The 13,073-nt window shown below is 43.9% G+C and carries 11 protein-coding genes; 8 read left to right on the forward strand and 3 right to left on the reverse strand.

What is annotated here, in order from left to right:
• The first annotated feature begins 315 nt into the window (after positions 1-315).
• Positions 316-777 carry a hypothetical protein gene (locus ACF3OH_RS02720; protein ID WP_392455699.1) on the forward strand — a complete coding sequence of 154 codons (462 nt, stop codon included), beginning with the start codon at positions 316-318 and terminating at the stop codon, positions 775-777.
• A gap of 360 nt (positions 778-1,137) precedes the next feature.
• Here ACF3OH_RS02720 and ACF3OH_RS02725 read toward each other — a convergent pair whose 3' ends face one another.
• Positions 1,138-2,670, reverse strand: a complete 1,533-nt coding sequence (locus tag ACF3OH_RS02725; protein ID WP_392455701.1) for an FAD-dependent oxidoreductase — start codon at positions 2,668-2,670, stop codon at positions 1,138-1,140.
• 165 nt (positions 2,671-2,835) lie between these two features.
• On the opposite strand from ACF3OH_RS02725, the gene ACF3OH_RS02730 reads away from it, so the two are divergent.
• The 4 genes from ACF3OH_RS02730 (at position 2,836) to ACF3OH_RS02745 (ending at position 8,992) form a co-directional block, all read left to right on the forward strand.
• Entirely contained in the window at positions 2,836-4,287 is a 1,452-nt protein-coding gene (locus tag ACF3OH_RS02730) for a circularly permuted type 2 ATP-grasp protein (RefSeq protein WP_392455703.1), read from the forward strand.
• Positions 4,280-6,166, forward strand: coding sequence for an alpha-E domain-containing protein (locus ACF3OH_RS02735; RefSeq protein ID WP_392455704.1), 1,887 nt, complete (start codon positions 4,280-4,282; stop codon positions 6,164-6,166). Before ACF3OH_RS02730 ends, ACF3OH_RS02735 begins: the two co-directional genes overlap by 8 nt.
• 233 nt (positions 6,167-6,399) lie before the next feature.
• On the forward strand, positions 6,400-7,188 hold the full coding sequence (locus ACF3OH_RS02740) for a LysM peptidoglycan-binding domain-containing protein (protein WP_392455705.1): 789 nt from the start codon (positions 6,400-6,402) through the stop codon (positions 7,186-7,188).
• Between the two features lie 427 nt (positions 7,189-7,615).
• On the forward strand, positions 7,616-8,992 hold the full coding sequence (locus tag ACF3OH_RS02745; RefSeq protein WP_204590143.1) for an MATE family efflux transporter: 1,377 nt from the start codon (positions 7,616-7,618) through the stop codon (positions 8,990-8,992).
• A 14-nt stretch (positions 8,993-9,006) separates the two neighbouring features.
• Here the strand turns inward: ACF3OH_RS02745 and ACF3OH_RS02750 are convergent, their stop codons facing one another.
• The gene (locus tag ACF3OH_RS02750; RefSeq protein ID WP_204590142.1) at positions 9,007-9,171 is read right to left on the reverse strand and encodes a hypothetical protein; all 165 of its coding nucleotides are present in this window, start codon (positions 9,169-9,171) and stop codon (positions 9,007-9,009) included.
• Positions 9,172-9,225: 54 nt separating this feature from the next.
• Positions 9,226-9,834, reverse strand: a complete 609-nt coding sequence (locus ACF3OH_RS02755) for a hypothetical protein (RefSeq protein ID WP_392455706.1) — start codon at positions 9,832-9,834, stop codon at positions 9,226-9,228.
• 163 nt (positions 9,835-9,997) lie between these two features.
• On the opposite strand from ACF3OH_RS02755, the gene ACF3OH_RS02760 reads away from it, so the two are divergent.
• From ACF3OH_RS02760 to ACF3OH_RS02770, 3 genes are all read left to right on the forward strand, one after another.
• Positions 9,998-10,582, forward strand: a complete 585-nt coding sequence (locus ACF3OH_RS02760) for a sigma-70 family RNA polymerase sigma factor (protein WP_338032445.1) — start codon at positions 9,998-10,000, stop codon at positions 10,580-10,582.
• The gene (locus tag ACF3OH_RS02765; RefSeq protein ID WP_392455708.1) at positions 10,563-11,354 is read left to right on the forward strand and encodes an anti-sigma factor domain-containing protein; all 792 of its coding nucleotides are present in this window, start codon (positions 10,563-10,565) and stop codon (positions 11,352-11,354) included. Before ACF3OH_RS02760 ends, ACF3OH_RS02765 begins: the two co-directional genes overlap by 20 nt.
• A gap of 200 nt (positions 11,355-11,554) precedes the next feature.
• Entirely contained in the window at positions 11,555-12,943 is a 1,389-nt protein-coding gene (locus ACF3OH_RS02770) for a copper amine oxidase (protein ID WP_239584876.1), read from the forward strand.
• The last annotated feature ends 130 nt before the right edge of the window (positions 12,944-13,073 follow it).

Below are 13,073 nucleotides of genomic sequence, written 5' to 3' on the forward strand. Positions count from 1 at the left end.
TTGAATTGCAAGAACATTTTGAAATGGTGGTAGATCTTACTAGTAAGACCTTAAGACACTGAGGACTTGGTCGAGAGAAAGATTGGTTTCCATAATACGATTTGTGGACATTGGAAGAGTAATTATGGCCAATAAAAGTTAAATCATGGCTAATGGAATACGTTTACTGGCCAATAAACAAAGAAACATGGCTAATGAACGCCCGCTCACCCCACCATCGACTTCCGGAAAGCCCTCATCGGCGCACACCCTCCAAGCCCGATTCTGTGCTATACTACAAACTACGAACATTCCATACGGAGAAAGAGGTACCACATGCTTACATTTGAACAAAAACAACAGATTATCGAAACATTTCCGGAGCTTAAGAAGAAATCGATCTCATTAAAACGTCTCAACTACCACTTTGAAGACAGCCAATACGACAAAACAATCGTTGTGCAACAATTGCACCCGAATGGCAACGGATATGTATTCGTTGGAGATGGCGGACCGTACGAAGCGGACGAGCGTGGGCTTGCCAACATTCGTGAAGTGACAGAAGATGAGCTGCGCGAGATGATCAACTACTCGATTGCGCTACTTTCTACTAAAGAAGCTACAGACGATGAAGAAGCAGCGGACCAAGTCTGGACTTCAAAAACAGGTGGAGAACTCAAACTTGTTCAAGAAGACGATCTTTGGAACATCTACCACGGTCTGAACTTAGAAGATAGCTTCGAGTCTCAAGAAGCAGCAATTCTCTATTTAAAAGAAGAAGGCTTTAAGCGCAACTAAAAAGTGCAGCTCGCGATGAGCTGCACTTTTTTATTATGCAATTGTGTGGCGTTTGTTACATTTAAAACTATAGTTGAGTGGAATGGAGGGGTTGACTCCAGTGGGATTCCAGTTTGCCGTGAGATCCCGCAGGAGCCTGCGACGAGGAAGCTCACGCAGCGCCCACGGAAAGCAGCCCCGCAATGGAACTCAACTTCTAAAATTGCACAATTTCTGAACAGTCGGCTCCACATCTAAATCGGAATCGAGTTCCGACCGCCAGAAACACGCTCCGGAATCAGCCGCACCCGCCAAGGCTGAAAAAAGCCTTCACGGGCACGACTGATTTCCTCGGAGTTTCTAGAATGGCGTTCTCCACATCTAAACTTTCGGGTGCACCTGCTCAAGTGGCTGAGTTGCCGGGCCCTCTAAAACATCCCCGCGGTAACTGAAGCGCGAACCGTGACATGGGCAGTCCCACGAACGTTCCGCTTGGTTAAAGGCGACGTCACAGCCCATGTGTGTACAGGCTGGCTTTAAGAAAGTCACGTGGCCGTTGTCGTCTTTGTAAGCCGCGAGTTTTTCGCCTTCTACGCGGACAAGCTTTCCATCGTCGAGACCGAGCTCGTCGAGATTTGCTTCTGCACCTGTGACTTTCCCTTTGATTAATTCTTTAGCTACACCTGCATTGTCTTTGATGAAGCTTCCAATTCCCTTAGGTCGCAGTTTTGTACGAGTAGGGGAGAACAGGTCTTCATACGGATTGGCTTTTCCGAGAACGAGATCAGATAAGACATGTGCAGCCGCAATGCCGTTAGACATTCCCCACTTTGAAAACCCTGTGGCTACGAATACATGTGGCATGCCCGTCACCATCTGGCCGATATACGGCAGGTGATCAAGTGGGAGCAAATCCTGTGACGACCAGTTGTGTGTCACTTCCGATGTGCCAAAGTAGCTTGATGCAAAATCCCGTAGTTTCGCATAATTGTTGCGTGTGCTTTCTTCATGACGACCGGATACGTGACCCTCGCCACCGATTTGTAAGAGACGCTCACCAGAAGCATCGAGCACAGTTCGAATCGACCGGGTTGGAGACTCCACATTAATATACATCCCCATGTCTTCATTAAAGTTCCCCCGCAATGTCATCGCATAACTTCTCTCAACACGCATACGAGAGAAGTAGAGTCCTTCAAAATCGTTGAATGGGAAATGGCTCGTTACGAGGACTTGTTGCGCATGGACCGTGTAGCCATTCACAAGTTCAACTTGGCTTGGCATATGAACGGTCTTGGCGCGCGAATTCTCATAAAATTTCACACCGGCCTGTTGCGCTTCTTTCACAAGAGCCGCTAAGAAATAGACGGGGTGGAATTGGTATTGATCCTCAAGCTTCAGTGCCGTACGAATCGGAAACGGGAGGTCGGTCTGCTTCGTTAAAGATGCTCCTGGAATCCCTAGTTTTTCATAGGCTTCAAATTCTTTTTCAATTTTTTGTTCACCAGTAGAAGATTCTGCATATAGATAAGCAGGGCGCGTTTCAAATCCGCAATCAATTCCTAACTCACCGGTGACAGATTTTGCCCAGTCCATTGCTTGTCGGTTGGCTTCATAGTACTGGCGCGCGTCTTCTTCTGAGAATGTACCAATCAATTCGTCATAAATAAGACCATGTTGTACGGATAGTTTAGCCGTAGTATAGCCTGTTGTTCCGTGCAGCAATCTTCCACCTTCAAGAACAGTTACTGATCGACCGGAATTTCGAAGCAAATAGGCGGCAGTGATACCTACAATTCCTCCACCAACAATGACAATATCAGTTTTGATCGAGCCACCAAGTGATGCGAATTCCGGAATTTGAGGGCCATCAAGCCAGTACGAGCTAGGTTCATTTTTAAAATCGTTCGTCATTTTGAAACCTCCCTAAATAGACTTATTATGGTATCTCTACCCTAGTTTTTATCAACTACACAAATCTCAAACAAATTAGAGAATTTTTTTTAGAGTAGGAACATCGATTTAAGGGTATGGTATTATGTTAGAAATCAGAAAATTAAGACGATAGGAGGCGACACAATGTTCGACAACTACAAAGTGCACCCGTTTTTCGATGAAATGTTCGATACCACGTGCTCCCCGAAACCCCACTACAAAAATTTTCATACGAAACTAATTGAAAGTGAGCATGAAACGCTAAAAGAAAAACATGAACTCGCCCAGCTCTCCTTTTTACGTCAGGGTATAACATTTACGGTTTACCATCAGAATGTGGGGACTGAACGCACCATGCCGTTTGACTTTGTGCCAATCGTCATTCCAAATGATGACTGGAAGATGATTGAAACAGGAATGGCGCAACGCACAGAAGCGCTAAATTGTTTTCTAAAAGATATCTATCATGAAGGGCGCATTTTGGATGCTGGAATCGTTCCACGCGATTTAGTTGAAAAGAATGCATATTACTATAAAGCACAAGCAGAAGGTGTGCGTGTTCCGTTAGATAATCATATTTTCTTAGCAGGTATTGATTTAATTCGAGATGCAGAAGGCAACTATATGGTGTTAGAAGACAACTTACGCAATCCTTCAGGAATGTCATACGTCTATCAAAACCGGTATGTCATGCGTCAAGTCTATCCAGAATTTTTTGCAGATGAGCCGGTACATACACTTGAACATCAATTGACTTATCTCCATGAGGCAATGCTTGACCATGCACCGGAAGGGATTGAAAACCCTACGGCTGTCCTGCTGACCCCTGGAATGTATAATTCCGCCTATTATGACCACGTTTTCTTGGCGCAACAAATGGGCATTCATCTTGTGGAAGGGCGTGACTTGTTGGTCAAAGACGGTCATGTTTATATGAAAACGATTCGCGGACTAGAACGCATTCATATCATCTATCGACGAATCGATGATGACTTCTTAGATCCTGCAGCATTTAGGGAAGATTCGATGCTCGGGGTGAGTGGACTTGTTGACGTCTACAAACAAGGTAATGTAGCCATACTAAATGCAATAGGTAATGGTGTTGCAGATGACAAAGCGATGTATTCCTATGTTCCAGATATGATTAAGTTCTATTTGAATGAAGAGCCGATTATCGCCAATGTGAAGACATACCGTCTCGAGGAACAAGAGACACGTGATTGGGTCCTCGCCAATATCCGAGATCTCGTTGTCAAAAATGTAGGGGCTTCCGGTGGGTATGATATGTTGATTGGACCTCAAGCAGATGACGAGTTGATTGAAATCTTTAAGCAAAAAATTCAAGAAACACCACACCAATACATTGCACAACCGACAATTCAACTCTCAAGAGCGCCAGCATTTCAAGGAGAAGAATTTTATCCATGTCACGTGGATCTACGTGTATTTGTCATGCGTGGTAAGGAAACACACGTACTGCCTGGAGGACTATCCCGGGTTGCATTAAAAGAAGGTTCACTTGTCGTCAATTCCTCTCAAGGCGGCGGTGCAAAAGATACTTGGATTTTAAAGAATGGGGGGACTGCACATGCTTAGTCGTGTAGCGGATGCGCTGTATTGGATGGCGCGAAATATCGAACGGTCTGAAAGTCACTCCCGCATTATGCATGTACATTTAACGCAGATGCTTGAAGCTGGGAATAAAGATATTTTTCAAGAAGAGGATTACCATATTCTATTTGAAGTGTGTGCAACAGCCGAAGAGTTAAAGCGCTTAGAAAGTGAAGGAAAGACGCGGGTCGAAGATTTAATTTCGTATTTAACGTATGGGGAAGATAACTTGAACTCAGCACTTAATTGTGTGCGTATTGCAAGAGATAACGCCCGCGTCACCCGCGATTATATTCCCAATGATTTATTCGAGTGCTGGAATCAATTTTACTTGTCGGCGAATCCAATTCCGGACAGAGCCTATTCCATTCATACGATGCGCGACTTTTTCAATGAGACAAAGCAAGCGTCTTATATGGCACAAGGCATTATTGAAGCAGCAATGTCCCGTGATGTGGCATACTATATGTTGAAGATTGGAAAGTGGTTAGAACGTGCCGAAAAAACAGCGCGCATTTTAAATGTGGTAAGTGAACAGACAAGAAGCCGAGAAAAAGAATATGAAGCAAGCGACTACTACTATTGGTCGAGTGCACTTCGCATGGTCAATGGGTATGAAGCTTACTTGAAGTCAAACCCGCCACGCATGGAACCAGCGAAGATTTTATCTTTCTTGATTACGAATCAGGACTTCCCGCGGTCGATTCGCTATTGTATGGATCATGTACGAGAAGCAGTCGATGCTCTTGAGAATGCAAAAGTTGCGCATTATTCTGTGGAACTTTACGAGGCGATGGATGCTCTCCGTCGGGAATTCAATCAAATGAAAATTCAAGATCTAGATACAGATGAGACAATTGGTTTTTTAAATAAATTCCAAGATAAATGTAATCAGATTGGTCAGATTTTCTCGAGAACTTATTACTTAACACAACCTGTTGAAGCACCAACTATCTCACAACACCAAGAACAAAGCTTGCCGCCAGAAGTGAGGAGAAAGACAGCAATGAAGTACAAAATTGAACATACGAACATCTTTGACTACGACACTGTCGTCGATCAAAGTATGAATTCGATTCGTTTGAAGCCGCGTTCGGACGAGTGCCAGCGACTTCTCTCCTATAGAACAGATATCACACCAATGTCATTGACAAAAGAGCATACCGATATTTGGGGGAACAATGTAGAGACTTTCTTTATTGCTGAACGACATCAACATTTAGAAATCAAATCGACTTCTATTGTAAGTATTCAGCGAAGTCCATTCATCCAACAAATTGATTATTCTCCAGAAATGAAAGACATCTTTCATTCCGACTTGTTCCAAGAACACTATGCAGGCTACTTAGCAAACACCTCTTTCACGTATCTTGAGCCACAACAAATGGATCGCGTCGACCGAGCAATCGGGCTCATGACCAATCCTGTACAATATTCCATTGAAGTCATGCGCTACGTTTATGACACATTCAATTATGATCCGAATGCTACAGACGTCTCAACGAAAGCTTCGGAGTCGTTTGAACTTCGTGGAGGGGTTTGTCAAGATATGGCGCACGTCATGCTAGGAATTTTACGAACGAAACAAATTCCGGCTCGCTACGTGAGTGGGTACTTGTATGTTGGTGAAGACTCTGCACTTGTCGGTGATGCAGCAAGCCATGCATGGGTGGAAGTGATGATTCCCGGAATTGGTTGGGTAGGATTAGATCCAACGAATAACGTGGAAGCACTTGAGAACCACATCCGTATGTGTGTGGGACGCGACTACAACGATGTGAGTCCAGTCCAAGGTGTATACCGCGGTGGAGCTAGTAAAATTGATGTAAAAGTTTCCGTCAGTTTGCTTTCTAAAACCGAATGAGAAATGATGGAAAACAGCTAGTTGCAAGGGATAACCCTTCAACTGGCTGTTTTTTTGCGTATTGTTAGTGAGGGGTCATGTCTGTTATGTGTTTGTCATAGTTGTGGTGTGGTTGTTATGTTTGAGATTTCGCTGACGTGTAATTGATAGCCCCGTGGTACTTTCCTGTCATTGTTCTGCAATGTGGAGGTGGTACGATAGGGGTCGTTAGTGAAAAGGAGGAATTTTAACTTATGAAAAAACAAATCGTTGCACTAACCGCTATTTCAGGATTATTTATTGGCGCAGCCGGTGCGTCTGCAGCCGAACAATCATATACAGTTAAAAGCGGGGACACATTATGGTCCATTGCACAGCAAAATGAAGTATCTGTAGGAGACATCAAAGAATGGAACAACTTAGATTCTACTTTGATTTTCCCAAATCAAGAACTACAAGTCGGGGAACTTGAAACATACAAAGTGGTTAGCGGCGACACGCTCTACCAAATCGCACAGCAGTATGATATCTCAGTGGCCGACCTTAAAGGATGGAACGGCTTAACTTCAGACTTAATCTTCCCAGACCAAGTGTTAGTTGTGGAAGGGAATGACTATATAGCAGCACCTGCCGCTCAGGCTCCAGCAGCGCAAGCTCCTGTAGAAGAAGCAAAGTCTAAGCCAGTTGAACAAACTGAGCAAGCGGCAGCACCACAAGAGTCTCAACCTGTTGAGTCTGCTCCAGTAGAAGCCGCTCAAACGATGACGGTTGAAGCAACAGCTTACACAGCTTACTGTGAAGGATGTTCAGGTACAACAGCAACAGGTATCGACTTACGTGCGAACCCAAATCAAAAAGTAATCGCGGTTGATCCATCTGTCATCCCATTAGGTTCAAAAGTATGGGTTGAAGGATATGGAGAAGCGATTGCCGGAGATACTGGTGGCGCAATCAAAGGGAACAAAATCGATGTCTTCATCCCAGATCAGCAAGGTGCTCTAAACTGGGGACGTCAAACAGTTACAATTAAAATCTTAGATTAATTTTCGAAACCACGGGCTTTGCGCTCGTGGTTTTTTAGTGCTGGTTAGGGAGGGGAGGGGGAGGGGGCTGAAATGGTTTCCATAGTATGACTTCGGTAGAATAAAAAGTGGTTTGGGTAGAATAAATTTCAGTTTCGGTAGAAAAAAAGTCGATTTGGGTAGAATAAATCATACTTTCGGTAGATGAACGCTCGCTCAGTCCAAAACTTCTGATCGCCACATCTAACCGTAATCGAGTTGCGCCTCCTAGAAATCCCGCAAGATGCCATCGCGGTCTATGAAGCATAGAACACTTCACAGTCCACGCTGTCATCTCGCACTATTTCTGAACAGTCGGCTCCACATCTAATAGTAAAATATTGCCCTTTCTTTTTCCGGAGATTTTGCTATGCTAAGTAAATGTTTAGCGAGGAAGAAGGAACGCACAATGAAAAAAACAAAACAAACCGGTGACTTAAACCTCTTTCATTTAACATGGCCGATTTTTTTAGAAGTCTTTTTATTCATGTTGATGGGTATAGTGGATACCTTTATGCTCAGCTCCCTTTCAGACGACGCAGTTTCTGGAGTAGGAGCGGCTAATCAGTATATTCATATAGCGATATTGCTACTAGAAGTAGTGGCAGCAGGAGCTTCAATCGTCGTTGCGCAGTACCTTGGATCAAAGCTTTTTAAAGAAGCTTCCAAAGTTGCAGCACTCTCCATCACACTCAATCTTGTGATCGGAATTATTCTCAGCATCGTCTATTTGATTTTTGCCAAATCGATGATGGTTGCGATGAACCTGCAAGGAGATGTCCTGGACTACGCAGTGAGTTATCTATCGATTGTTGGTGGAGCCATCTTCTTACAAGCCATTATTAACTCCTTGTCGGCCGTCATTCGTGTTCATGGATGGACGAAACAGACGATGTATGTGTCGCTTGGAATGAACATCATTCACGTTATCGGGAACTATGTTTTGATTTTTGGGAAATTTGGTTTTCCTGAACTCGGCGTTGAAGGGGCAGCGATTTCTTCAATTGGAAGTCGTTTCTTGGCGATGCTCGTGTTCTTCTGGTTATTTTATAAAGTGATGGATGTTCGCGTTATGTGGCGAGACTATTTCCAGTGGTCAAAAGACTATATTGGAAAAATTCTTCGTATTGGACTGCCCGCTGCGTTTGAACAAATTTTGTACCAAGCTGCGCAAATCGTATTTCTCTTCTATATTACGTACCTTGGGGCAGAGTCACTTGCGGCGAGGCAATATGCGCACAACATTTCGATGTTCACGTACTTGTTCGCGATAGCTATTGGAATGGGGACTGCCATTATTGTTGGACGGTTTGTAGGGGCTGGGCGTTCTGAAGAGGCGTACAGTCAACTTTGGAAGAGTGTGCAATACGCGATGACATTTACTATTGTGGCTGTATCCATAGTGGTCATCTTCCGAGAGTCGATTGTAGGGATTTTCACGGACAACCCTGAAGTCATTCGTCTTGCTGCACAAGTGCTAGTGTTAGGTCTTGCACTCGAAACAGGAAGAACCTTGAATATAGTCATCATTAACTCGTTACGCGCTGCAGGAGATGCACGCTTCCCTGTAATAATGGGAGCTATTTCAATGATCGGTATCAGTCTACCGCTCGGTTATTTCTTCGTTTTTACTTTGGAATGGGGACTAGTGGGTGTGTGGGCTGCGATTGCAATTGATGAATGGACGCGTGGATTGATCATGTTGTTTAGATGGAAGAGCAAAGCATGGAAAAGATATGCGCTCGTTAAAGTGCCAGAAAAACAAAAAGAAGCCGAGTCGTTGTAAACTCGGCTTCACTGCTAGCTGAACATCGGGAATACGTATGAGATCAAGAACCAAAGAATACCAAAGAAAATAATGATGTACGCTGCATATTTGATAAATGTAGCACCGACTAGACCGCTGTCTGTCTTTTCTTCACGTCGAACCTCAACGTGCTTTTCTTCATGACGGTTGTTATCCATAAATAGACCTCCTTGTTTAGGTGTTTACTATGAAATACCCCGCCATGAAAAAATTTAAACGTCGATACGATTCGAATTAATTAGCAACACCAGTGCTGGGCCGGCAATTGGTATGAAGGCCAATGCCTTTGCGCGAGCTTCTGGATAAAAGTGATACACGGCATAAATGGATAGGCCCCAGAGGACGAACCAATCTACTGTCATGACCGATACAAGATGCGACTGTTGGAAAGTTTCCATATAAGCATCTAGTGAAATGCCGTTTTGTAAGGAAATCAAATTGGCAACTGTAATCACAATCAAGAATAGTAGCCATGTTTTTGAGCGTAAAATACGAAGCAACCATTTAGGCGTTCGGATTTTTCGTTCCGGTGGTCGATTTCCGAAAGCAAAATACAAGAGTAGTGAAAACGCACCAAGGCCGAATGAAACGAGCGAGAACGGCCAAGCCGGCCAACGTTTCGTATCATTGCGAAGTAGTACTGTGAGAAAGATGAGTGGGAAAATCCCTAACGAATTAAATACAGTTAACACGAGGGGATCAATCGCCGCCCAATTCCCTGCAAATACTTCTGTTAACACGGGATCACTGCTGTTGCCTTGCCCAGGTGCTAGAAAAACAGCATAGCCAACGAGTAAAATCCACACTACAAAAAATATCATTGGACCACCTCTTTTTTCTTTTCATCATACCCTAAAATGATTCTTGTCACCTAGTTCTAGGAAAAGTGATCCAAATGCAGAGTTTCTGCGTTATCTTATTAATAGTAATACTTTGCTACTTTCCGTTATGATAAGAGGAACTGGAAGTAGGGGAGGGAACTACGTGTCTTTTTCGGATGAAGAGTTGTACGAGCAAATTTTAGCCAAGGATCAACATGCGCTAGAAGAGCTTTATAATAAATATGAACGACTGGTCTATTCATTTGCTTACCGCATGATGCAAGATCAACAACGAGCAGAAGACATCGTACAAGATGTATTCACAAAGCTCTGGCGTGATCACGCACCATTTGATGCTAGCCGTGGCAAGTTTTCTTCATGGTTGCTCACTATGACACGCAACCGTTGTTTGGACGTGATTCGAAAGTCTGCTAAACAACAAGAAGTCGGATTACTAGATAAAGATGCTGAACGTGTCACGGATACAATGCATGATGCCCCCGAGCAAGCGGTCGAGTGGCAAGAGAAAAGTGATCGTATTCGCAAGGCATTGTCTTATTTGAAAGAAGATCAAAGAAAAATCGTTGAGCTGTTTTATTTTCATGGCTATTCGCAGGACCGGATCTCAAAGGATTTGAATATTCCTTTAGGCACGGTCAAAGGTAGAATACGATTAGCCTTACAACATCTCAGAAAACGATTAGAACCGGAAAGGGGGGAACTTGCAGATGGAACGAGTGATGTGTGATTTAACAATTGATTATTTCAACGAACAACTGACAACGGAAGAGAAGGAAGCGTTTGAACAGCATTTGGCAACATGCGCCGAGTGTCAACAAGAGCTTGCTGAGTGGCAGGCGTTATCAGAAGATTTACCGTACGTGTCGGAATTCACGGAACCGCCAGTGGGAATGAAAGAACGCGTACTTGGGTCAATTTTTGAAGAGACCCCACCAGCGCAAGCGGATCCCCTTGTCCCATTCCGACCAGAAACTAAAGAAACTACACAGCCAACACCTGTAACACATACCTCTAGTAAGAGTAGAGGTACACCAAAATGGCTCCCACTCCTTGCAGCAGCGCTTGTCCTCTCATTAGTAGGAAACGCTTATCTAGGATGGATGGTAAGTGATCAACAACAAACATTAGTGTCGCAAAGTGAAACAGTCGATCAATTGATTGCACTTGTGAATTTGCAACCTCTTGAAGGTGACTCAACAGGAACCGCATCTATTGTCCGAAATGGCGATGAGATTCGAGTGGTCGTCCAAGCATCTTCATTGCCAGAACTAACAGATGAAGAAGTCTATCAAGTTTGGTTAATTGATGAGGATGGTCCAGATCGTGCAGGAACATTTACATCCACAGGAACAGATGGAGCGGTTGTGTATACACTTCCTGCTGGGAAAGATTTCACATGGGATCAGATTGCTGTATCTCATGAACCAACAAAAGATAGTGAAACACCACTTGGTGATGTATTGATGGCTTCAACTATTTCAGCACCAAATGCCAATTAATTTCTTGAATCGCTCATGAAAATGGGCGATTTTTTCTTTTTGTTATACATTTTGTAGAAGGTTGAAACCTTTATGTATCAACGTTTGGAGAAGGTTGGTCAAAAGAATTTAAAAAAACTTTCAAAAAAAGTGATCCAATCGAATTTCTCTTCCGTTAGCTTGGTGTAAATTAAAAACCCCAAAAAAAAGGAGAGATTCACATGAACTACAAAATGAAATCAAAAGCAATTTTAGCAGCAACACTGGCAATGACAATGGCGGCACCGGCGATTGCACTAGCAGATGACCACGGCGATCATTCTTCAATGGGTGGAGCAGTTTCAGATGACATGGGAGTTTCTTCACCAGCATCAGAACTTCGCTCGACACTAACACACTTATTTACTGAGCATGCATTCTTAGCAGTGGAAACATTGAAAAAAGGTGCAGATGGAACAGAAGATTTTGAAGCATTAGCTGGCGCATTAAACGGGAACACAGATGACTTAACAGCAGCTGTCTCTTCTGTATATGGAGAAGAAGCAGGAGCACAATTCAAAGAAATTTGGGCTTCACACATTGGCTACTTCGTAGACTATGCAAATGCAACTGCAGCAGATGACCAAGCAGGAAAAGATCAAGCTGTAGCTGAATTAGATGAATACATTGTAGAGCAAGCAGCATTCTTAGATGCAGCAACTGAAGGACGTTTACCAGCAGCAGATCTAGAAGCAGGGTTGACTGAACATGTAGGTCAATTAGTCGCAGCGTTCGATAGCTATGTAGCTGGAGATTATGAAGCGTCTTACAATAGCGAGCGCGAAGCAATCAACCACATGGTAATGGTAGCATCTGGTATGGCTTCAGCAATTACTGACCAATTCCCAGAGAACTTTGATAATACTGTAGCTGTAACACCAGCAGCGGATTTACGTGCTAACCTAGACCGTATCTTCACAGAGCATGCTGGACTTGCAGTAATGGCTATGCAAAATGGAGTAGATGGTGACCCTGACTATGATGCATCAGCAGCAGCACTTCTTGCTAACGCAGATGACCTATCAGCAGCAGTCGCTTCAGTGTATGGTGAAGAAGGCGGAGCACAATTTAAAGAAATCTGGAACAGCCACATTGGCTACTTCGTAGATTACGTGGTTGCTACAGCAAATGAGGATGAAGCTGGACAAGAGCAGGCAATGGCAGAACTTGACGAGTATATCGTTGAGCAAGCAGCATTCCTAGCAGCGGCTACTGAAGACCGTTTACCAGCAGCAGATTTAGAAGCTGGTTTGACTGAACACGTAGATCAGTTACTAGCAGCATTTGATCTATATGTAGAGGGCGATTTCGAAGGAGCTTACTCAAACCTTCGTGAAGCTTATGCGCACATGTTAATGCCATCAGCGGCTATCTCAGGCGCAATTGTTGATCAATTCCCTGAAAACTTCCAAGGTGGAGAGATGCCAGAAGGTATGCCAAGTACTGGTATGGGCGGAATGGCTGAAGAAGAAGGTATGGGTGCACAAGGATTCCTACTTGGATCTTTACTAGCAGCATCACTTGGTGCAGCAGCATTCATGACTCGTCGCCGTAAAAGCGAACAGAACTAATCCAGCGGGTTAAGACATGGATCCCATCATGCGCGACGACCACTAGATTGGAAGATTCCAATTTAGACCCTTACAGCTCTTATTCAGAGTTAGTTCGGGGGACACTAGCAGCATAGGGATGTAAGGGCCA

Origin of the sequence: Chryseomicrobium aureum (genome assembly GCF_043182735.1) — a bacterium.
Lineage (GTDB): Bacteria > Bacillota > Bacilli > Bacillales_A > Planococcaceae > Chryseomicrobium > Chryseomicrobium aureum.